Genomic DNA, 20,802 nt, shown 5'->3' with positions numbered 1-20,802 from the left:
GCTTCGTTCTTGCCAGTATGCAAAGTCTTGTGTGACCTGGGGCTATGCCCGGGCCAGCCGCCTGCGCAGGGCCGCCAGCTGTCCCGCCGCGCTCCCGTCGATGACCTCGTCGCCGACGCGGACGACGAGCCCGCCGCCGAGCCGGGGGTCGACCTCGACGTGCAGCGCGATCGGCCGCCCGTAGATGTCGTCGAGCTTCGCGCCGAGCTGGGCGACCTGCTCGTCGGTCAGGGCGTTCGCGCTGGTCACGTACGCGACCGAGCGCTGACGGCGTTCCGCGGCCAGCTTGACCAGCTTGTCGAGCCCGACGCCGACGCCACGGCCCTTGGCCCGGCGCACGACCTGCTCGACGAGGGTCTCGGTGACCACGTCCACCTTGTCGGCGAACAGCCCGCGCACCAGGGTGCGCTTCGCGTCCGCGGGCCCGGTGAGGTCCGACAGCGCGGCCTCGAGCTCCGGGTGGTTGGCCACGACGCGCGCGACCTGGAAGAGCTGGGACTCGACGGTGTCGACGTTCCCGGTCTTCTCGGCCGCGGTCAGCAGCGCCGAACGACCGAGCGACTCGAGCCCGTCGGTCAGCTCACGAGGGCTGGACCAGCGGCTGCCCGCCACGGCGTCGAGCACCTTCAGGGCCGGCTCGGACAGCTTGCCGTCGAACAGCCCGCGCACCAGCGCGGTGCGCGCCTCCGACGACGCCGAGGCGTCACTCACCGCTCGGCGCAGGCCGATCTCACGGTCCAGCAGGTCGACGACCGAGAGCAGCTCGTCGCCGACCGTGGCCGCGTCGGCTCCCGCGTCGGCCAGAACCTCGCCGAGGCGTTCCTCGGCGAGGCCGAGCGCTTCACGGCTCGCAGCATGCAGCGTCATTCCGGTCTACTTCCCCGCTCCACCAGCGGCACCGGCGGTCTCCAGTTCCGCGAGGAACCGGTCGACGGTGCCACGACGGCGCGCCTCGTCTTCGAGCGACTCGCCGACGATGCGGCTGGCCAGCTCCACGGCGTTGCGGCCCATGTCGGCCCGCAGCTCGGCGATGATCTGCGCCTTCTGGGCCTGCAGCTGCGCCTGGCCCTGGGCGACGATGCGCTGGGACTCGGCTTCCGCGTCGGCCCGCAGCTCCGCCTTGATCTGCTCGGCTTCGAGCCGGGCGTCGTCACGGATCTTCGCGGCCTCGGTGCGGGCCTCGGCCAGCTGCGCCTTGTACTTGGCCAGCGCCTCTTCGGCCTCGGCCTGGGCCTTCTCGGCCTTCTCGATGCCACCCTCGATCTTCTGCGCACGCTCTTCGTACGCGGCCTCGAAGCGAGGGACGACGTACTTCTTGAGGATGAACAGCAGGATGAGGAAGGCGACGATGCCGAGGATCAGCTCCGAGATCTCGGGGATGATCGGGTTGTGCGTTTCGCCCTCTGCGGCGAGGACCAAGGCACTGTTCAGCACGGCGTCTCCTTAAAGCGATGAGCCGAAACTCAGGCGGCGGAGGCGATGAAGTAGATGACGATGCCGATCAGGGCGAGCACCTCGGTAAGCACGAAGGTCGAGAAGCCGATGCCCTGCAGCTTGCCCTGCGCCTCCGGCTGACGCGCGGTGCCGTTGATGACGGCCGCGAAGATCAGGCCCACGCCGATGCCCGGGCCGATCGCGCCCAGGCCGTAACCGATGGCCGCGAGGCCGGCGTTGAGGTTGACCTGCTCCGCGGCGGCCTGGGCCAGAACGATGTTGCTCACGTGCATTTCCCTTCACTTCGGTCCACGCGCTCGCGTGGATCGGGGGCTTGTGTTCTCAGTGCTCCGACGCCAGCGCAGCGCCGATGTACCCAGCCGACAGCAGGGCGAAGATGTAGGCCTGCAGCACCTGGATGAAGGCCTCGAGGAACGTCATCCCGATGGCGAAGATCCACGCCACCAGCGAGACCGGCTTCAGCGCCCAGCTCGACGTCTCGGTCAGCAGGAAGGTGCCGCCGAGGGTGAACACCGCCAGGATCAGGTGACCCGCGAACATGGCGGCGAAAACACGGATGGCGAGCGTGAGCGGGTTGAGGAAGAACTTCTCCGCGAACTCGATCAGCGAGAAGAGCGGCAGCACCGCCTTCGGCACACCCGGCGGGGCCAGTTCCTTCTTGAAGTAGCCCGCGAAACCGTGCCGCTTGAACCCGGCGTAGTGGTAGACCGGGTAGACGACGAGGACCGACAGGGCGACCGGGAAGCCGAATCGCGCCATGGTCGGGAACTGCAGGACGGGGATGATCCCGTAGAGGTTGTTCACCAGCACGAAGGTGAACAGTGCGAAAACGAGGGGGACGAACGACTTGAAGTCCTTCGAACCGATCTGCTCGCGCGCGATGTTGTTGCGGCTGAAGTCGTAGATCGACTCGGCGACGAACTGCCCCTTGCTCGGAACGACCTTGAGCTTGCGGGTCGCCAGCAGGAAGTACGTCGCGATGATGACCACCGAAAGCACGACGAGCAGCATCGGCTTGGTGACCGAGCCGAACAACGGCGGCAACTCGAAGCTTTCGGCGCCGGGCGGCGCGAATACCGCACCCTCGGCCAAAACCAGCGCGCCCACTGGGCTCCTTCCGGTTCTCCCGGCCGGCGTTCACTCCGCCGGGGGAATCGTCACGATCTGGACTTAACGTACCCGATACGTATCGGGACGTCGGAGGCGGCTACCCCACTGTCCGCAGAACACGCCTTCACGTTCTGCACACGGGGTTTCTCGCGTGAACACTGCCCTGCGGTCTACTTCGGACCAGTGGCGGACGAGGCGGAACTACACGGTCGCCACACTGCTGATCGCGGTTCGTCTTAGGGAGTGCGCGGACGAGGCCGCCACCCTTGACGCGGACCATACCAGCAGGTCAATCAGTGCCGTACACGCGTACTCCATACCCACCGATCAGCCCAGGACTTAGGTCCCGGGTCCGCTAGGGACCGAGGTCCGGACCGGACCGGGACCCGCTCCGGAACGGCCCAGTTGAGGGGTCCCGGGTCGCTCTCGGGCGAGCGGGTGACGTGTCCCCGGTCACACCCGTGCGGCCGCAGCGGGGTTCACCCAGCGTAACGGAACAGTCCGGCAAAACGGACGGCGTCAGGAGGGGATGATCGTCGGGATCTTGGTCTTGCGGAACGCGGCGAACTCGGCGGCGGCGGCCAGCAGGATGGCGACGATCATGGTGATGCCGAGCGAAAGCGGGTGCAGCGCGGTGACGCCCTTCAGCGCGGTGAGGGCGCCGAACAGCAGCACGATCTTCACCACGTACCCACCGAGCGCGATGACCATGACGAACATCGGGTCCTGGCCGGCGCTGAAGCGCATCAGCCCGAGGGTCGACAGCGACGCGATCAAGGCGAGCACCCCGCCGACGAGCGACCCGAGGAAGCCGTGCAGCCCGAAGAGGACGCTGAAGAGCGCGATGCAGACCACCACGGCGGGCGGGGTCACCAGCAGCGAAGCCTTGGTCATCGCCCGGGCCGCCTGCAGCACCACCTTGGCGTGCGGGTTCTCCTGGTCCTGCGTTTCGGTCTCGCTCACAGCTGACTCCCTGCTCGGTTCGTGTCCGAGTGTAGAGAACCCCGCCGGTCAGGTGCCCGGCTGGTTGCGCGAGCGCAGTCTCGGGACGATCGAGACCACCACCGCGAACACCAGCCCGACCCCGATGATCCACAGCGCCGCGGCGTCGTCGAACAGCGTCACCGACACCGCGCCGAAGGCGAGGATCCCCGCCCACAAGTAGATGAGCAGCACCGCGCGGCGCTGGGAATGGCCGATCTCCAGCAGGCGGTGGTGCAGGTGCATCTTGTCCGCCGCGAACGGGCTTTCGCCGCGGCGGGTGCGGCGGATGACCGCCATGATCAGGTCCAGCAGCGGGACGAACAGCACCGCCGCCACGACCACCAGCGGGGACAGCAGCGCGATCGCGTCCTTGCCGCTGAACTGCGGGTACGGGACGCGACCGGACGCCGACGTCGTCGCGCCCGCGAGCATCAGGCCGATCATCATCGAGCCCGAGTCGCCCATGAAGATCTTCGCGGGCTGGAAGTTGTACGGCAGGAACCCCAGACAAGCTCCCGCGAGCGTCGCCGCGATCAGCGCGGGCGGGTACGTGCCGACGTCGCCGCCCGAGCTGTCCAGCAGGCCCAGCGAGAACGCGCACGTCGCCGCCGCCGCGATGAAGCCGAGGCCGCCGGCCAGGCCGTCGAGGCCGTCCACGAAGTTCATCGCGTTGACCATCACCACGACCATCACGACCGTGAGCAGCGCGCCCTGGTTCTTGTCGAGCACCAGCACCGAGCCGAACGAACCGCCGGTGCCGCCCCACGGCACCCAGAACGACACCCACTGGACGCCGAAGATGACCAGGATCCCGGCGCACATCACCTGGCCGGCCAGCTTCGTCCAGGCGTCGAGCTCGAACCGGTCGTCGAGCGCGCCGATCAGCGAGATCACGCCCGCCGCGAGCAGCACGCCGACCGAGTCGAACGACGCGTCGAAGCCGTGCGACAGCGCGGGCAGCTGGTGGGCCAGGCCCATCGCGCCGGCGACGCCGAGGAAGATGCCGATCCCGCCCATCCGCGGGATCGGGGCGACGTGGACGTCGCGCGCCCGCGGGTTCGCGATCGCGCCGACGCGGATGGCGAGCCGGCGGACGAGGCCGGTGAGCAGGTAGGTCACCGCCGTCGCGGTCAGCGCGACGAGGATGTATTCCCGGATGGGGAGGAGACCGGATGTGGGCGGCACGGGTGCGTCACGCTCGCGGGGTCGGGGTCACCCGCGACACGCTATCGTGTCGCGGTTTCCGCCGTGATCCGGCTTCAGGCCAACGATTCCGCGGGTACACCGAGCACCTCCGCGACGGCCGTCTTGCTCACCGAACCCTCGCGCAGCACCACCGGTTCGGCGCCCGTGAGGTCCACAATGGTCGACGCGACGGGCTCGCCGCTCGACCCGCCGTCGAGGTACACCGCGACCGAGTCGCCGAGCTGCTCCTGCGCCTCCTGCGCGGTGCTCGCCGGCGGCCGCCCGGAGACGTTCGCGCTCGACACGGCCATCGGGCCGACGTCGCGCAGCAGCTCCAGCGCCACCGGGTGCAGCGGCATCCGGAGCATCACGGTGCCGCGGGCGTCGCCGAGGTTCCACTGCAGGCTCGGCGCGTGCGGGAGCACGATGGACAGATCGCCGGGCCAGAAGGCTTCGATGAGCGCGCGCGCCTGCGGCGGGACGCCGAGCACCAGGCCGTCCACAGTGGACCAGGACCCGACGAGCACGCCGACCGGCATGTCCGGGCCCCGGTTCTTCGCGCGCAGCAGCGCCTGGACGGCGCCGGCGTCGAACGCGTCGGCACCGATGCCGTAGACCGTGTCGGTCGGCAGGACCACCAGCCTGCTCGACCGCACCGCACCCGCCGCGGCGGCCAGCCCGTCGGCCCGGGTGTCGCGCTTGCTGCAGTCGTAGACCACGCTCATGGCACCCAAGCGTAGTCCGGCCGCCGCCGGGGACGTTCGCCGCGTCACACCCCGCGCCGCCGGGGGCGCCCCCGTCTTCAACGCTACCGGCGGGCACCGACAGTTCCCGGCGCCCGCGGCGCGCACGGCCGGACTTGTCCACATCACCTGCCGCGGCGTAAGGGGTCGTTCACGCCGCTGGGGGCTTGGGCCCGGCGAAGTCGGATCGGCGTGGCCGGCCCAGCGGCCCGCGACGGCATGAACGAGTCGTTCACCTCACCGGACGCGGTGAAAGAGTCGTTCACGCCGCCGAAGGCCTGGGCCCGGCGAAGTCCGACCGCGCGGCTCGCGACGTCATGAACGAGTCGTTCACCTCACCGGACGCGGTGAAAGAGTCGTTCATGACGGCCGGCCCCGGGATCACCGCCCACTCCTGACAACCGGCCAGACTTTCGTCGTGGGGCAAGCGGGTAAACCTCGCCGCGAGGCAGAACTCCGGCAGCGGGGCTCAATACGGTCGATCACCGGGAACCGGCAAAACCCGTGGGTTCCCAGTGAAGGAGCCGCAGATGCGTTCCAGAACCCCGAAGGCGCTCGCCCTGCTCGCCGCGGCCGCCGTGCTGACCGGTCTCGGCGCGGGCACCGCCGCGGCCGAGCCGCTCACCCGTGGCTGGCCCGCCCCCATCGACGCCGCGCAGTGGGAGAACCAGGACCACATGACCTGGTCCGACTACAAGAAGGTCCCCGGCACGAACTGGGCCGACCCGGCCCTGAAGCCGACCCAGCGCACCTTCAAGGGCGCCGTCGTCCTCGCCGACTACCCGGACCAGGACTTCGTCGTCACCAAGCCGGCGAACTCGACCGTGTTCGGCAACCCCGCGCCGGCCGCCGCGAACATCCCGCGGGCCAACGTCGCGAAGTACTACCAGGACTTCCTCAACAAGCCCGAAGCCCTCAACAACGGCCACACGATCAACGAGTACTGGATGGAGGACTCCGGCGGCCGGTTCGGCGTGCAGCTGACCGCGTTCGGGCCGTACCGGATGCCCGGGAAGTCCTACGAGTACGGCATGGAGTTCCAGCCGAGCGCCTGCCCGCCCGGCGCGAACTGCGCGCGGGACATCCGCAAGGACGCCGGGGACGCCTGGCGCGCCGACGTCGGCGACACCGCGAACCAGTTCGACTTCGTCTTCTACCTCTCCGCCGGCCAGGACGAGAGCTCGACCTGGCAGGAGTTCGGCGAGATGAAGTTCGGCACCAAGGAGAACGTGCCCGACGCGTTCGGCCCGCCGAACCACGACCTGCCCAACTACGCGGCGACGCGGTACGTGCCGTGGACGTCGTGGGCGTCGGCCGCCAGCATCTGGCCCAACGCCCAGGACGGCAGCTCGGTGCAGGCCGAGAGCTCCGGCCAGTCGACCTACGCGCACGAGTTCAGCCACATCCTGGGCATCGGCGACAACTACAACAACCCGTTCGGCGTGCCGCCGTCCCGCAGCTACAGCGGACCGTGGGACATGCTCTCGCGCGGCACGTTCAACGGGCCCGGCGGCCCGCACACGCGCTGGCAGATCCCGGCGACGCAGGGCAGCTCGATGGGCGCCCAGCACCAGCTGCGCAACAAGCTGAAGCTCGGCATCGTCGACCCGGCGGACGTCCTGCAGCTGGACCGGAACGACCTCGCGAAGACCGGTCCGGTGTCCGCGCGCCTCACCGCGCGCGAGACCGAGGCGCAGCCGGGCGCGTTCACCGGGCTGAACATCAAGCTCACCGGCGGGGACAAGGCACCGAAGTGCGACCGGGCGAAGGACCCGTTCTGCGACGGCGGCGGCTACGACAACTACACCGTCGAGGTCGTGGACCGGATGGGCGCGGACTCCTTCGCGCCGGACTCCGGCGTCATGATCACCAAGACGAAGAACAAGGACAACGCGCCCTTCGACTGGGTGATCGACGCTAACCCGCAGGACATCGGCATCACCGACTACACGAAGCCGGACGGCACGCCGGTGAAGATCACCATCGGCGACTACCGGCAGCTCAACGACGCCCTGTTCAAGGCGGGCACCGAGGCGTCGAGCCCGTACGAGTACACCGACCAGGCGAACCGGCTGCGGTTCCTGATCACCGACCTGGCCCGTGACCGCCGCGGCATCCTGTCGTACACGGTGACGGTGGCTTCGCTGGACGGCTCGGGCAGCCAGGCGCGCGGTGCGGCGGTGACCCCGGCCCCGCCGGCGTTCGCCCGCGGCGGCCTCGCGACCTGCGACTTCGGCCTGCTCAACACGGGTGCGGCCCGCGGCGCGCAGGCACCGTACGACACCGACACCTACCGGCTGAGCGTGTCGACGGACGCCCGCGGCTGGGCGGTCCGCCTCCCGAACGAGCTGACGACGGCGAAGTTCGGCGGCCACGTGAAGGTGCCGGCGTACGCGAAGCGCGGCCAGGGCGGCGACCTCGCGGCCCGGGTGAAGCTGACGGCGACCTCGGTGAGCGACCCGTCGAAGACGGCGACGGCCAGCTGCACGGCCTTCGGCTTCTGACCCCGCCCGACCGCCGCGAATGGCTCATTCGGGACCACTGCGGTCCCGAATGAGCCATTCGCGGCATCCCCGGACCGGCTTCGGCCCGGAACTGTCGGTGCCTGCCGGTAGCGTGGAAAACGGGGGCGCCCCCGCGAGCGGCTCAGCTCACGTCCGGCGCGGCTTCCGCCCGTTCCACCATCGCGACCAGCTCGGCGGTGCGCTCCAGCACCAGCTCGTTGCCCGGGAAGCGCGCTTCGGCGGCGGTCATCAGCGACTCGCGGATCACCCGCATGATCTCGGCCGCCTGCGCCGCGGAGAACATGTCGAGCGCGATGAACGCGTAGTCCCCCGCCACGAATTCCCGCAGCCGCGCGGCCAGCCCCGGATCCTCGACCCGGTCGGCGACGACTTCGAGCACCCACTGCACGTGCGCGCCGCTCGGCATCCACGCGAGGTCGAGCGGGACCTTCCCCGGCGGGTTCACGACGAAGTCCCCCGACACAGCTCAGCCCAGGCGGCGCGCGGTGACGAACCGGGCGCGTCCGGTCAGGTCCGCGTGGCCTTCGACGCCCGTCAGCACCCGCCGCGCGCGCACCAGCGCCGGCACCGCCGAGCCGTGCGTGTCGTCGTGCTCGATGGCCAGGCCGCCGCCCGGCCGGAGCAGGCGGGCGCCCGCCGCGATCGCGTGGCGGATCACCGCCAGGCCGCTCTCCTCGGCGAACACCGCGCGCGGCGGGTCGTGCTCGGCCACCTCCGGGGGCACCGGGGTGCCCTCCGGGACGTACGGCGGGTTGCACAGCACCAGGTCGACCAGGCCGTCGAGCTCGGCGAACATCGTCGGGTCGCTGATGTCGCCGGAGTACAGCCGGATCGGGGTGTTGCCCGCGTCGGCGTGGACGTCCGCGTTGTGCCGGGCCCAGGCCAGCGCCTGCGGGTCGACGTCCACCGCGTAGACCACCGCGTCCGGCCGCGCGTGCGCGACCGCCAAGGCCAGCGCCGCGGACCCGGTGCACAGGTCGACCACCACCGGGAATTCGCGGCCCTGCAGGAACTTGACGCCCCATTCGAGCAGCAGCTCGGTCTCCGGCCGCGGCACGAACACGCCGGCGCCGACCGCGACGGTGATCTCGCCGAGCGCGGCCCAGCCGGTCAGGTACTGCAGCGGGATCCGCTTCGCGCGCTGCTGGACGAGCTGGCCGATGGCCTCGATGACCGGCGGGTCGACCAGCGGCACCATCGGCAGGCGCCCGCGTTCGACCCCGAGCACGTGCGCGGCGATCACCTCGGCGTCGAACCGCGGCGAGGCGACGCCCGCGCGCTCGAGGATCCGGGTGGCCTCGATGATGGCCAGGCGCAGCGGCTGCCGATTCACTCGTCGTCCTTCACCTCGTCAAGCCTGGCACACCAGGCGGAACTCCCCCGTGAGGACACGCGCCGGTCCTACGCCGTCCAGCGTATCGAGGCGCCCTCGGCCTTCGTCGGAGACGCCGGTGCGTTCCGCGAGCTCGCCGATCCGCGGCTCCCACCCCCTGAACGGCCGACCTCCACACCGGCGTGAATGCCTAACGTCGCGGTCATGACCGAACACTTCCCGGACCTCGAAGTCGTCCTGCCGAACGAGCAGCCGGACGTCGAGCCCGCCCGGATCGCCGAGCTCGCCCGCCGCGCCGAGGAGCTCGGGTACCGCGCCGCCTGGCTGCCCGACCACCTGATCCCGCCCGGCCCCTTCGGCGAGGTGTTCGGCGGGGTCCACGAGCCGCTCGTCACCCTCGCCCACCTCGCCGCCGTGACCAGCCGGATCCGGCTCGGGACGGCGGTGCTGATCCTGCCGCTGCGGGAGCCGTTCGCGCTGGCCAAGCAGGCCGCGACGCTGGCGAGGCTGTCCGGGCACCGGTTCGACCTCGGGGTCGGCGCCGGCTGGAACGAACCGGAGTTCACCGAGGTCGGCGTGGACTTCGGGAGCCGTGGGAAGCAGACCGACGCGTCGCTGGACCTGCTCGCCGAGCTGTTCCGCACCGGCCGCGGCCCCGGCGGCGGGTACTTCGAGCCGCGGCCGGCGCGGCCGGTGCCCCTCACCGTCGGCGGCAACTCCGCGGCCGCGCTGCGCCGGGCCGTGCGGGTCGGGGCGGGCTGGTTCAGCGCCGGGCTCTCCCCCGCCGAGGTCGGCGAGCGCGCCGCAAAGCTCACGGCCATGACAAACGGCCGCGCACCACGGGTCACCGCCAGAATGGATTGGGACGGGACCGATCTCGACTCCGCGACCGCGCGGTTCCGCGCGTATATCCTGGCGGGGGCGGACGCGGTGGCCGTCCACTTCGGCCCGGCGGAGACCTTCGAGCAGCGGATGACCACGTTCACCGAGGCCGTCGCCGGACCTTAGGATGCCCGAGACGCCGACCCACGGGAGCGCCAGTGCCGACCGAGCCGACCACGCGCCGCCGGGTCGCGTTCATCTTCCCGATCTACAACGAGGAAGCGAACATCGACCTGCTGCACAGCACGGTCGACGAGGTCACCGCGCCGCTGGCCGGGCGGTACGACTTCAGCTTCCTCTACGTCGACGACGGCAGCCGCGACGGCTCGCTGGAGCGGCTGGCCGAGCTGTCCGCCCGCGACGCCCGCGTCACCGTCGTCGAGCTCTCCCGCAACTTCGGGCACCAGATGGCCGTGACCGCCGGGCTCGACCTGGTCGACGCGGACGCCGTGGTGATCATGGACAGCGACCTGCAGGACCCGCCGCGGGTGGCGCTCGAGCTGCTGGAGAAGTGGGAAGAGGGCTACCACGTCGTCTACGCGCAGCGCCGGTCGCGGCGGGACCCGCCGTTCAAGCGGTACACCGCGAGCGCGTTCTACTGGTTCCTCGGGAAGATGGCCGCGGTCGACATCCCGAAGAACACCGGGGACTTCCGGCTGATCGACCGCAAGGTGGTCGACGAGCTGCGCAAGTACCGCGAACGCGACCGGTTCCTGCGCGGCCTCGTCAGCTACGTCGGGTTCCGGCAGACCGCGGTGCTGTTCGACCGCGACAAGCGCCACGCCGGCGTCACCGGCTACCCGCTGACGAAGATGCTGCGCTTCGCCGCCGACGGCATCCTCGGGTTCTCCACGACGCCGCTGCGGATGATCACGCGGATGGGGTACCTGATCTCGCTGCTGAGCTTCCTCGGCGTGCTCTACGTCGTCGGCGTGAAGCTGTTCGCACCGGAGACCGCGGTGCCCGGCTGGGCGTTCATCACCATCGCGATGTTCTTCCTCGGCGGCATCCAGATCATCATGCTCGGCGTGCTCGGCAGCTACATCGGCCGCACGTATTCGCAGGTCCAGAACCGGCCGCTGTACACGGTCGCGTCGGTGCGCACCGGGCTCCCCGAGCCCGCGGAAGCGGACGAAAAGAGCCGGAGCGCCGCCCGATGAGGATCGTCACGTCCACGCAGCTGCGCTTCGGCATCGTCGGGATCGGCAACACGCTGGTCGACGTCCTGGGCTACGCGCTGCTGGTCACCCTCGGTGTCCCGGTGTTCGTCGCGAACTTCCTCTCGACGACGGCCGGCATGCTGCTGTCGTTCACGCTCAACCGGAACTTCACCTTCCGGGCGAAGGACGGTGACGTCCGCCGCCAGGCGCTGCTGTTCTTCGGCGTCACCGCGTTCGGGCTCTGGGTGGTCCAGTTCGGCGTCATCTGGCTGGTCGGCAGGCTGTTCCCGGGCGTCAACGTGCTGGTGCCGAAGGGCGCGGCGATCGTCGTCGGCCTGTTCTGGAACTACCTCCTCTACCACTACGTGGTGTTCCGGCACCGGCCGGTTTCGCCCGTTCCCGGTGCAGCGCCCGCCGACTCTGCGTGATCTCGTACGCTGGTCCGGGTGCGATCCCGTGAACTGCGCTTCGGCCTGGGCGTCTTCGTCCTTTCCCTGGGCGTCCTGCTGATCCGGTTCCTCGTGCCGCGACCGGTCGGGATGGCCGACAACGGCGACGGCTGGCGCCTGCTGTGCGACCTCGGCGGCCGGCACACCGAGATCAAGCCCGAGTTCTACGTGCACTTCAGCTACGGGCCGGGCCAGGGCTGCAAGAGCGACTACATCTCGAGCCAGGCGTGGCTCGACTGGTTCGCGAGCAAGCTGGGGAAGGTGCTCGGCTCGTCCGCGGAGCTCAACCTGCTGGTGCTCGGCGCGATCACGGCCGTGCTGGTCGCGGTGGGCATCGCGGCGACCGTCCTGGCGCTCGACCTGAGCACCCGCAACCGCGTCATCGCGACGCTCCTGCTGCTGCTCGTGATGGCCGACTCGGCGTTCTTCGGCTACTTCGCCTCGGTGCTCAGCGAGGGTGCCGGGTTCCTGGGGATGCTCCTGGTGGCCGGCGGCCTGCTGCTGATGCACCGCACCGGCGCCTGGCGGTACTGGGGCGCGGCGCTGACCGTGTTCGGCGCAATGATCGGCATCAACGCGAAGTCGCAGACGCTGCTGCTGATCCCGCTGTTCGTGCTGGCGCTGGTGCTGGTCAAGCCGCTGGGCAAGCGGGGGTGGGCGCGCTGGCTGCTGCCGCTGGGCGTGCTGGTGGTCGTGGGCGCGGGGACGGCGGCGGTGCAGTCCCACGGCGACCCGGCCAACGCCGAGTACCGCGAAGCGAACATGTACCACGTGGTGTTCGACAGCATCGTGGACGGCGAGCACGACACGGACGCCGACCTGGCCGCGCTGGGCCTGCCGCCGAGCGCGAAGAAGTTCATCGGCACCGGCTGGTGGGAAGCGAGCCCGTGGAAGGACGCGGACTACAACGGCTTCCGCGACAAGATCAGCCGCCGCAACGTGGTGAGCTACTACGCCTCGCACCCGCAGCGCACGCTGCAGATCCTCCAGCAGGGCGCGGTCGACACGCTCACCGCGCGCCCGGAGCGGCTGGGCAGCTTCGCCGACACGTCCGGGCAGCCGCCGATGGCGCAGGAGTTCCGCGTTCCGGTGTTCTCCGGCCTGTCCGCGCTGGCGGCGCCGCTGGGGCTGTTCGTGCTGGTCCCGTTCTGGCTGCTGATCGGCTGGGCCGGCGTCCGGGCGTTCCGCCGGTCCCGCCGCGAGTACGGGATCGTGGTGTTCTTCCTGTTGCTGTTCGCGGTGGGCCAGTTCGGCCTGTCGGCGCTCGGCGAGGGCGTCGAGGGCGTGAAGCACCAGCTGCTGACGCTGTTCCCGACGGTGCTGGCGTTCGTGTTCGGGGTGCTGAGCTTCTTCCCCCGCCCGGCGGGCCCGGAGCCTGAGCCGGAGGAGGAGCCGGAGCCGGCCACCGAGGTGTTCGAGGCGTTCCGCGAGCCGGAGGAGCCCGCCGTCCGATGATGCGCGCCGCTGGGCAGGCGTGCTCGGCGGCGAGGTCGACGAGGACGGCGACTGGCACATGGTGCTGGTGGACGGCGCCCCGCGGACCGGCGTGCAGCTCGCGGCCGAGGACTTCGCCGAAGCGCACGAGCACGTCACGGCCCTCGGCGCCCGGGTACTGAAACCGGCGAGCGGGGCCACGAGCGGGGACGACTTCCAGGTGTACGCCGACCCGGCCGGGCACCAGTTCTGCCTGTGCTGGCTGGTGCGGAAAGCCCCGCCCGCCTGAGCCGCCAGGAGCCCGAACCGAGGTCGCCAGCCGGACCTCAGCCCGCCGAAACGGCCAGGCGCTCTTCGCGGTCCGCGGTCGCCAGCGCGTCCAGGACCCCGTCCAGGTCGCCGTCCAGGACCTGGTCCAGGTTGTACGCCTTGTAGTTCACCCGGTGGTCCGAAATGCGGTTCTCCGGGAAGTTGTACGTCCGGATCCGCTCCGAGCGGTCGACCGTGCGGACCTGGGACTTGCGGGCGTCGGACGCCTTCGCGGCGGCCTCTTCCTCCGCGATCGCCTGCAGCCGCGCCTGGAGCACCTGCAGCGCCCGGGCGCGGTTCTGGATCTGGGACTTCTCGTTCTGGCAGGACACGACGATGCCGGTCGGCAGGTGGGTGATCCGCACCGCCGAGTCGGTCGTGTTGACGCTCTGGCCGCCGGGGCCCGAGGAGCGGAAGACGTCGATGCGCAGGTCGTTCGGGTCGATCTCGACCTCGACCTCCTCCGGTTCCGGGTAGATGAGCACCCCGGACGCGGACGTGTGGATGCGGCCCTGGGACTCGGTCGCCGGCACGCGCTGGACGCGGTGGACGCCGCCCTCGAACTTGAGGCGGGACCAGACGCCGTCGACGGCGGCCGCCTTCGTCTTGATCGACAGCGTGACGTCCTTGAAGCCGCCCAGGTCGGAGTCGACCGAGTCGAGGACCTCCGCCTTCCAGCCGTGGCGCTCGGCGTAGCGCAGGTACATGCGCAGGAGGTCGCCGGCGAACAGGGCCGACTCCTCGCCGCCTTCGCCGGACTTGATCTCCATCACGACGTCGGAGCCGTCGTACGGGTCGCGCGGGAGCAGCAGCTCGGTGAGCTTCGACTCCAGCTCGGGGATCTTTCCGGCCAGCTCCTCGGCCTCCGCGGCGAACTCCGCGTCCTCCGAGGCCATCTCCCGGGCGGCCGCGAGGTCGTCACGGGTGGTGTCCAGCTCGTGGACCGCGCGGACGACGGGCGTCAGCTCGGCGTAGCGGCGGCCGAGCTTGCGGGCGCGCGCCTGGTCGGCGTGCACCGCCGGGTCCGCCAGCTGGGTCTCCAGCTCAGCGTGTTCGGCGAGCAGCCCCTTGAGCGAGCTCGAATCCACCTCTGCCACCTCTCGGCCCGGTTCGGACAAAAACACGGCGCCCACCCGGAGAACCGGGTGGGCGCCGTGGAAAAAGCTACTTGGCGTCGGCGTCCTTCTTCTGCCGCTTGCCGTAGCGAGCCTCGAAGCGCGCGACCCGGCCACCGGTGTCCATGATCTTCTGCTTGCCCGTGTAGAACGGGTGGCAGTTCGAGCAGATCTCGACGTGGATGTCGCCACTGGTCTTGGTGCTGCGCGTGGTGAAGCTGTTTCCGCAGTCGCAGTTCACGTTCGTGACCACGTACTCGGGGTGAATGCCGCTCTTCATGGTGTCCTCTCTCGTTGGCTCCGGGTCCCCAGTCGTTCTCGCGGGGTGAACCGGTGCCGGACTTCAGCGGGTAATTCTGCCAGACGGGCTGACGTTCACTGGAACGCACCCCGCTGACCTGGTATTCCGAACGCACCGGAGGCCTCCCCGCGCGGTGACGGGAGGCCTCCGGTGAGCACGAGGCTCAGTCGTCCTCGCTGCCGCCGAGGGCGGTCTTCGAGACCTGCATGAGGAACTCGACGTTCGTCTTCGTCTTGCGCAGGCGCGAGATCAGCAGGTCGATGGCCTGCTGCGAGTCGAGCGCGTGCAGCACCCGGCTCAGCTTCACCGTGACCGCGAGCTCGTCCGGCGAAAGCAGCAGCTCGTCCTTGCGGGTACCCGACGGGTTGACGTCGACGGCCGGGAACACCCGGCGCTCGGCGATCTTCCGGTCGAGCTTGAGCTCCGCGTTGCCGGTGCCCTTGAACTCCTCGAAGATGACCGTGTCCATCGTCGAGCCGGTCTCGACCATCGCCGTGGCGAAGATGGTCAGCGAGCCGCCGTTTTCGATGTTGCGCGCCGCACCCAGGAACCGCTTCGGCGGGTACAGCGCGGTCGAGTCGACACCACCGGAGAGGATCCGGCCGGACGCCGGGGCCGCCAGGTTGTACGCGCGGCCGAGACGCGTGATCGAGTCGAGCAGCACGACGACGTCGTGGCCCATCTCGACCAGGCGCTTGGCCCGCTCGATCGACAGCTCCGCGACCGAGGTGTGGTCCGCCGGCGGCCGGTCGAAGGTCGAGGCGATGACCTCGCCCTTCACCGAGCGCTGCATGTCGGTGACCTCTTCCGGACGCTCGTCGACCAGGACGACCATCAGGTGGCACTCGGGGTTGTTCGTGGAGATCGCGTTGGCGATGTCCTGCATGATCGTGGTCTTACCGGCCTTCGGCGGCGACACGATCAGGGCGCGCTGCCCCTTGCCGACCGGCATGATCAGGTCGATCACGCGGGTCGTGAGCTTGTGCGACTCGGTCTCGAGGCGCAGCCGCTCGTTCGGGTACAGCGGGGTCAGCTTGGTGAAGTCGGGACGCCGCTTGGCCTCGTCCGGCTCCAGGCCGTTGATCGAGTCGACGCGCACCAGCGGGTTGAACTTCTGCCGCTGCTGCTCGCCCTCGCGCGGCTGCCGCACGCTGCCGGTGATGGCGTCACCGCGGCGCAGGCCGTACTTGCGCACCAGCGAGAGCGACACGTACACGTCGTTCGGGCCGGCGAGGTAGCCGGAGGTCCGCACGAACGCGTAGTTGTCGAGCACGTCCAGGATGCCCGCGACGGGCAGCAGGACGTCGTCCTCGCGGATCTCGGTGTCCGGCGAACCGGCCTCCCGCTGGCCGCCACCGCTGCCCCGGCGACGACGGTCGCGGAAGCGACGGCCGCGACGGCCGCCTTCCTCGTCGTCGTCCTGCTGCTGGGCGCGGTTGTCGCGGTTGTCGCGGCTGTCCTGGCCACCGCCGCGGTTGCCGCCGTCCTGCTGGTTGCGCTGGCGGTTGCCGTCCTGGCGGTTGTCGCCGCGGTTGCCACCGCCCTGGCGCTGCTGGTCGCGGTTGCCACCGCCCTGCTGGCGCTCCCCGCCCTGCTGACGGTCCCCGCCCTGCTGGCGGTCGCCCTGCTGACGGTCGCCGCCCTGGCCCTGCTGCTGACCGTCCGGGGCTCCGGCGGCGCGGTTGGAGCCGCGGCGACGCCGGCTGCGGCCGCCCTCCTCGGGCTGGCCGTCCTGGCCCTGCGGACCGTCCTGCTTGTCCTGCTGCGGACGCTCGGCCTGCGGCTGCGCGTCCGAGGACGGCACGGTGGGCGCGGACGGCGCTTCGGCCTTCGGCTCCGGCTTGGCTTCGACCGGGGCGGCGGGCGCCTCGGCCTTCGGCGCCGCGGCCTTCGGGGCGTCGCCGACGCCCTCCAGCGGCAGCGTCTCGGCCGTGCCGCGCGGCTTGCGCGACTTGCCCTGGCGCTCGCGGATCGCGGCGATCAAGTCGCCCTTGCGCATGCCCGTCGTCTCGCCGACGCCGAGCTCCCCAGCCAGCGAACGCAGTTCGGCCACGGTCTTACCGGTCAGCCCGCCGACCGTCCGCTTGGGAGCGGGGGCGGTGCCGTTCGTCTCGGCCGTGCCGCTCACGTCGCTCAAAAGATCGGTGTTGCTCACACATGTCCTTCCTGACCGATCCACGCCTCCAGGTGGATCAGCGGACTGCCGCTCGCTTCTGATCGCGAACCGGCGTAACTGCCCCCCGATACGGGAGATGAGCTCTTCGGCCGTGCGGAACACAGCTGGAGCGCCTCCACCACAGGGGTTTGCGTCCTCCATTCGGAGGACACGGAATTCGGCACCGCCGAAACCGGAAACCCGCCTGCGTTCTTCCGCGTTACCCCGCTTGCCAGGCGGTGCGGATTCGGCGGATCAACGAAGGATGCGATCCCTGAGGACCGGCATCGGGTGCGGAAACGCACGGTGATCGAACGCCCCCGAGGGTAGACCGCGCGGGTGCCGGGTGCAACAACCACCCCCCGCGTGGCGGCCCCCACCGCAGGCACGTGACCCAGCCTTCACTGCGCCGCAACCTGCACGCCCGTGAGATCCACGGGCAGCTCGAAGACGTCGAAACCCCCAACGCCGACGTCCGCCGGGAGTATTCCCGCGGTGGTCAGCGCGAGCACCGTCGGACCGGCGCCGGAGACCGCCGCGGCCACTCCCCGTGCACGCAGCGTCGCCACCAGCTCCGTGCTCGCCGGGTACGCGGGCGCCCGGTAGCTCTGGTGCAGCCGGTCGTCCGTGGCCGCCAGCAGGAGCTCCGGTTTGGCCGTCAGCGCGTGCACGGCGAGCGCGGCGCGGCCGGCGTTGTGCGCGGCGTCCGCGTGCGGCACGACGGCGGGCAGCAGGCCGCGGGTGGTGGCGGTGGCCGAACGCACCGACGGCACCGCCACGACCGGCCGGATCGACGGGTGCGGCGTGAGCGTTTCGGCGTGGAACACGCCGCCTTCGCACCAGGCCAGCACCAGCCCGCCGAACAGGCTCGCCGCCGCGTTGTCGGCGTGGCCTTCGAAGCCCGCGGCCAGCTGCAGCGCCTCGAACTCGTCCAGCTCGCGGCCCGCCAGCGCGTACCCGGCGGCCACGCCGGACACCACCGCGGCCGCGGACGAGCCGAGGCCGCGCGCGTGCGGGATCGCGTTGAAGCAGCGCAGGTGCAGGCCGGGAACCTCGACGCCGAGGTGCGCGCAGGTCCGCTCGATCGCGCGGAACACGAGGTGGGTCTCGTCGGTCGGGACGTCCGCGACGCCGCCCGCGCCGGCGTCGACGACCTCGACCTTCAGCCCGGAGCCGGAGACCTGCACCTCGACGACGTCGTGCAGGCCCAGCGCCATGCCGAAGGCGTCGAAGCCCGGCCCGAGATTCGCCGTGGACGCCGGGACGGTGACCTTGAACCCGGTGCTCACCGCAGGTCCAGCGCCGCCGCGACGGCCGAGGGGTCCACCGCCAGCGGCTCGACCTCGACGTTGCCCGCCAGCGCCGTCTGCGGGTCCTTCAGGCCGTGCCCGGTGACGGTGCACACGACGCGGGAGCCCTTCGGGAGCCTGCCGTCCGCGGCGGTGGCGAGCAGGCCCGCCACGCTGGTCGCCGACGCCGGCTCGACGAACACGCCCTCGCGCCCGGCCAGCAGCCGGTACGCGTCGAGGATCTTCTCGTCGGTGACGGCTTCGAAGAGCCCGTCGGACGCTTCCTTCGCCTTCACCGCGGCGGTCCACGACGCCGGGCTGCCGATCCGGATCGCGGTCGCGACCGTCTCCGGGTCCGCCACCGGTTCGCCGTGCACCAGCGGCGCCGCACCGGCCGCCTGGAAGCCGAACATCCGCGGGGTGTTCTTCACCACACCGTCGGCCGCGTACTCCGAATACCCCGCCCAGTAGGCGGTGATGTTGCCCGCGTTGCCGACCGGCAGGCAGTGGATGTCCGGCGCCGTGCCGAGCACGTCGCAGATCTCGAACGCGGCGGTCTTCTGGCCGGCGATGCGCACCGGGTTGACCGAGTTGACCAGCGTGACCGGGTAGTCGGCCGCGGTCTTGCGGGCCAGTTCGAGGCAGTCGTCGAAGTTGCCGTCGACCTGCAGGATCCGGGCGCCGTGCAGCACGGCCTGGGCGAGCTTGCCCATCGCGATCTTGCCCTGGGGCACCAGCACCGCGCAGGTGAGGCCGGCGCGGGCGGCGTAGGCGGCGGCCGAGGCGGACGTGTTGCCGGTCGACGCGCAGATCACCGCCTTGAGGCCGCTGGCGAGCGCGTGCGTGATGGCCACGGTCATCCCGCGGTCCTTGAACGAGCCGGTCGGGTTCGCGCCCTCGACCTTGAGGTGCACCTCGCAGCCGGTCAGCTCGGACAGGTGGTGCGCGGGCAGCAGCGGTGTGTTGCCCTCCCCGAGCGTGACGACCCGCGCCCCGTCCGGGACCGGGACGCGGTCCCGGTACGCCTCGATGAGTCCCGGCCAGGGCTGCCTGATCACTGGTCTTCGCCTTCCACACGCATGACGCTGACAACTTCGTGCACGACGTCGAGCCGCGCGATTTCGTCCACAGTGGACTGCAACGCCGCGTCGGGCGCCTGGTGCGTCACCACGACCAGGCTCGCGCGGTCGCCGACGTCGCTCTGCCGCACCGCGGCGATGCTGACGCCGTGGTCGGCGAACGCCTGCGCCACCTGCGCGAGCACCCCGGCGCGGTCAGCGACGGAAAGGCTTACGTGGTACCGGGTCGGTGTCTGCCCCATCGGCCGCACCGGCAGCGCCGCGTGCGCGGATTCGCGCGGGCCGCGGCCGCCGGCCACCCGGTTGCGGGCCACCGCGACGAGGTCGCCGAGCACCGCGCTCGCGGTCGGCGCGCCGCCCGCGCCCTGGCCGTAGAACATCAGCTCGCCGGCCGCGTCCGCCTCGACGTAGACGGCGTTGAACGCGCCGCCGACGCCCGCCAGCTGGTGGCTGCGCGGGATCATCACCGGGTGCACGCGGGCCGAGACGGACTCGACGCCGTCGTCGTCGGTCACGCGCTCGCAGATGGCGAGCAGCTTCACCGTGCGGCCGAGCCCCCGGGCCGCCGCCAGGTCGGACGCGGTGACGTCGGCGATGCCTTCGCGGTGCACGTCCGAAGCCGTCACGCGGGTGTGGAACGCCAGCGACGCCAGGATCGCGGCCTTCGACGCGGCGTCGTAGCCGTCGACGTCCGCGGTCGGGTCGGCCTCGGCGTACCCGAGCCGGCTGGCCTCGTCGAGCGTCTCGGCGTAGCCGGCGCCGGTGGAGTCCATCGCGGAGAGGATGAAGTTCGTGGTGCCGTTGACGATGCCCATCACGCGCGTGATGCGGTCGCCGGCCAGCGATTCGCGCAGCGGGCGCAGCAGCGGGATGGCGCCGGCCACCGCGGCCTCGAAGTAGAGGTCGGCGCCCGCCGCGTCGGCGGCCTCGAACAGGTCGGCCGAGTGCTCGGCGAGCAGCGCCTTGTTGGCGGTGACCACGGACTTCCCGGCCTTGAGCGCGGCCAGCAGCCAGCCGCGCACCGGCTCGATCCCGCCGACCAGCTCGACCACGACGTCGACGTCGTCGGACGTGACGAGCTTCTCGGCGTCCGCGGTCAGCAGCTCCGGCGGCAGTTCGGGGTGCTTGTCCGGGCGGCGCACGGCGATGCCGGCCAGTTCGACCGGCGCGCCCGCCCGCGCGGCCAGCTCGCCGGCCTGCTCGGTGAGCAGCCGGGCGACCTCGCCGCCGACCGTCCCGCAGCCGAGCAGGGCGACGCGGATGGCCGGGCGTTCCTCAGGGGCAGCCACTGTGT

21 protein-coding genes are annotated in these 20,802 nt (G+C 71.0%); 6 read left to right on the top strand and 15 right to left on the bottom strand.

Annotated elements, in window-relative coordinates:
• Positions 1 to 42: 42 nt before the first annotated feature.
• The 7 genes from AB0B33_RS01515 to AB0B33_RS01485 form a co-directional block, all read right to left on the bottom strand.
• Positions 43 to 867: a F0F1 ATP synthase subunit delta gene (locus AB0B33_RS01515; RefSeq protein ID WP_247019139.1), complete on the bottom strand. Its 825-nt coding sequence runs from the start codon at positions 865 to 867 to the stop codon at positions 43 to 45.
• Positions 868 to 873: 6 nt separating this feature from the next.
• Positions 874 to 1,434, bottom strand: a complete 561-nt coding sequence (locus AB0B33_RS01510) for a F0F1 ATP synthase subunit B (RefSeq protein ID WP_360765440.1) — start codon at positions 1,432 to 1,434, stop codon at positions 874 to 876.
• A 29-nt stretch (positions 1,435 to 1,463) separates the two neighbouring features.
• Positions 1,464 to 1,721, bottom strand: a complete 258-nt coding sequence (locus tag AB0B33_RS01505; RefSeq protein ID WP_160696687.1) for an ATP F0F1 synthase subunit C — start codon at positions 1,719 to 1,721, stop codon at positions 1,464 to 1,466.
• A gap of 55 nt (positions 1,722 to 1,776) precedes the next feature.
• Positions 1,777 to 2,562, bottom strand: a complete 786-nt coding sequence (atpB, locus tag AB0B33_RS01500) for a F0F1 ATP synthase subunit A (protein WP_360765436.1) — start codon at positions 2,560 to 2,562, stop codon at positions 1,777 to 1,779.
• Positions 2,563 to 3,084: 522 nt separating this feature from the next.
• Complete coding sequence (locus AB0B33_RS01495; RefSeq protein ID WP_247019132.1) at positions 3,085 to 3,528, bottom strand: hypothetical protein; 444 nt, start codon at positions 3,526 to 3,528, stop codon at positions 3,085 to 3,087.
• 48 nt (positions 3,529 to 3,576) lie between these two features.
• Entirely contained in the window at positions 3,577 to 4,734 is a 1,158-nt protein-coding gene (locus AB0B33_RS01490; protein WP_360765433.1) for an MraY family glycosyltransferase, read from the bottom strand.
• A gap of 74 nt (positions 4,735 to 4,808) precedes the next feature.
• On the bottom strand, positions 4,809 to 5,459 hold the full coding sequence (locus AB0B33_RS01485) for an L-threonylcarbamoyladenylate synthase (RefSeq protein WP_247019130.1): 651 nt from the start codon (positions 5,457 to 5,459) through the stop codon (positions 4,809 to 4,811).
• Between the two features lie 548 nt (positions 5,460 to 6,007).
• Between AB0B33_RS01485 and AB0B33_RS01480 the strand changes: the two genes are divergently transcribed.
• Positions 6,008 to 7,981, top strand: a complete 1,974-nt coding sequence (locus AB0B33_RS01480) for a M6 family metalloprotease domain-containing protein (RefSeq protein WP_247019128.1) — start codon at positions 6,008 to 6,010, stop codon at positions 7,979 to 7,981.
• A gap of 142 nt (positions 7,982 to 8,123) precedes the next feature.
• Here AB0B33_RS01480 and AB0B33_RS01475 read toward each other — a convergent pair whose 3' ends face one another.
• On the bottom strand, positions 8,124 to 8,447 hold the full coding sequence (locus AB0B33_RS01475; protein ID WP_360765429.1) for a hypothetical protein: 324 nt from the start codon (positions 8,445 to 8,447) through the stop codon (positions 8,124 to 8,126).
• 21 nt (positions 8,448 to 8,468) lie between these two features.
• Positions 8,469 to 9,335 (bottom strand): peptide chain release factor N(5)-glutamine methyltransferase, encoded by an 867-nt coding sequence (prmC, locus tag AB0B33_RS01470; protein WP_247019124.1) that lies wholly within the window; start codon positions 9,333 to 9,335, stop codon positions 8,469 to 8,471.
• A 204-nt stretch (positions 9,336 to 9,539) separates the two neighbouring features.
• On the opposite strand from prmC, the gene AB0B33_RS01465 reads away from it, so the two are divergent.
• Genes AB0B33_RS01465 through AB0B33_RS01445 form a run of 5 tightly spaced genes read left to right on the top strand, consistent with a single transcriptional unit; the run spans position 9,540 to position 13,549 of the window.
• Positions 9,540 to 10,343: a TIGR03619 family F420-dependent LLM class oxidoreductase gene (locus AB0B33_RS01465; RefSeq protein ID WP_247019122.1), complete on the top strand. Its 804-nt coding sequence runs from the start codon at positions 9,540 to 9,542 to the stop codon at positions 10,341 to 10,343.
• Positions 10,344 to 10,375: 32 nt separating this feature from the next.
• Positions 10,376 to 11,377 (top strand): glycosyltransferase family 2 protein, encoded by a 1,002-nt coding sequence (locus tag AB0B33_RS01460; protein WP_247019120.1) that lies wholly within the window; start codon positions 10,376 to 10,378, stop codon positions 11,375 to 11,377.
• Entirely contained in the window at positions 11,374 to 11,805 is a 432-nt protein-coding gene (locus AB0B33_RS01455; protein WP_360765424.1) for a GtrA family protein, read from the top strand. The genes AB0B33_RS01460 and AB0B33_RS01455 overlap by 4 nt, the downstream gene beginning before the upstream one ends.
• A gap of 18 nt (positions 11,806 to 11,823) precedes the next feature.
• Positions 11,824 to 13,281, top strand: coding sequence for a hypothetical protein (locus AB0B33_RS01450; RefSeq protein ID WP_360765421.1), 1,458 nt, complete (start codon positions 11,824 to 11,826; stop codon positions 13,279 to 13,281).
• Positions 13,202 to 13,549 (top strand): VOC family protein, encoded by a 348-nt coding sequence (locus tag AB0B33_RS01445; RefSeq protein WP_360766203.1) that lies wholly within the window; start codon positions 13,202 to 13,204, stop codon positions 13,547 to 13,549. Before AB0B33_RS01450 ends, AB0B33_RS01445 begins: the two co-directional genes overlap by 80 nt.
• Positions 13,550 to 13,586: 37 nt before the next feature.
• On the opposite strand, the gene prfA is transcribed toward AB0B33_RS01445, so the two are convergent.
• The 6 genes from prfA to AB0B33_RS01415 form a co-directional block, all read right to left on the bottom strand.
• Positions 13,587 to 14,657 carry a peptide chain release factor 1 gene (gene prfA, locus AB0B33_RS01440; protein WP_247019112.1) on the bottom strand — a complete coding sequence of 357 codons (1,071 nt, stop codon included), beginning with the start codon at positions 14,655 to 14,657 and terminating at the stop codon, positions 13,587 to 13,589.
• A gap of 76 nt (positions 14,658 to 14,733) precedes the next feature.
• Entirely contained in the window at positions 14,734 to 14,964 is a 231-nt protein-coding gene (rpmE, locus tag AB0B33_RS01435) for a 50S ribosomal protein L31 (RefSeq protein WP_284744227.1), read from the bottom strand.
• Between the two features lie 184 nt (positions 14,965 to 15,148).
• Complete coding sequence (gene rho / locus AB0B33_RS01430; protein WP_360765417.1) at positions 15,149 to 17,140, bottom strand: transcription termination factor Rho; 1,992 nt, start codon at positions 17,138 to 17,140, stop codon at positions 15,149 to 15,151.
• Positions 17,141 to 17,541: 401 nt separating this feature from the next.
• A complete protein-coding gene (gene thrB, locus AB0B33_RS01425; protein ID WP_360765414.1) occupies positions 17,542 to 18,429 on the bottom strand; it encodes a homoserine kinase in 888 nt (295 codons plus the stop codon).
• A complete protein-coding gene (thrC, locus tag AB0B33_RS01420; RefSeq protein WP_247019105.1) occupies positions 18,426 to 19,487 on the bottom strand; it encodes a threonine synthase in 1,062 nt (353 codons plus the stop codon). The genes thrB and thrC overlap by 4 nt, the downstream gene beginning before the upstream one ends.
• Positions 19,484 to 20,797: a homoserine dehydrogenase gene (locus tag AB0B33_RS01415; RefSeq protein WP_360765410.1), complete on the bottom strand. Its 1,314-nt coding sequence runs from the start codon at positions 20,795 to 20,797 to the stop codon at positions 19,484 to 19,486. The genes thrC and AB0B33_RS01415 overlap by 4 nt, the downstream gene beginning before the upstream one ends.
• Between the last annotated feature and the right edge of the window lie 5 nt (positions 20,798 to 20,802).

Origin of the sequence: Amycolatopsis sp. NPDC049159 (assembly GCF_040648295.1) — a bacterium.
GTDB classification, from domain to species: Bacteria; Actinomycetota; Actinomycetes; order Mycobacteriales; family Pseudonocardiaceae; genus Amycolatopsis; species Amycolatopsis pretoriensis_A.
Note: the sequence above shows the minus strand (reverse complement) of the source record. Positions and strands in the feature narration are given on the sequence as shown.

What these genes read in the sequence shown, in the direction of transcription:
- AB0B33_RS01515 (WP_247019139.1), bottom strand. Translation starts at nt 867, where the DNA reads ATGACGCTGCATGCTGCGAGCCGTGAAGCGCTCGGCCTCGCCGAGGAA.
- AB0B33_RS01485 (WP_247019130.1), bottom strand. Translation starts at nt 5,459, where the DNA reads ATGAGCGTGGTCTACGACTGCAGCAAGCGCGACACCCGGGCCGACGGG.
- AB0B33_RS01480 (WP_247019128.1), top strand. Translation starts at nt 6,008, where the DNA reads ATGCGTTCCAGAACCCCGAAGGCGCTCGCCCTGCTCGCCGCGGCCGCC.
- AB0B33_RS01465 (WP_247019122.1), top strand. Translation starts at nt 9,540, where the DNA reads ATGACCGAACACTTCCCGGACCTCGAAGTCGTCCTGCCGAACGAGCAG.
- AB0B33_RS01455 (WP_360765424.1), top strand. Translation starts at nt 11,374, where the DNA reads ATGAGGATCGTCACGTCCACGCAGCTGCGCTTCGGCATCGTCGGGATC.
- rpmE (WP_284744227.1), bottom strand. Translation starts at nt 14,964, where the DNA reads ATGAAGAGCGGCATTCACCCCGAGTACGTGGTCACGAACGTGAACTGC.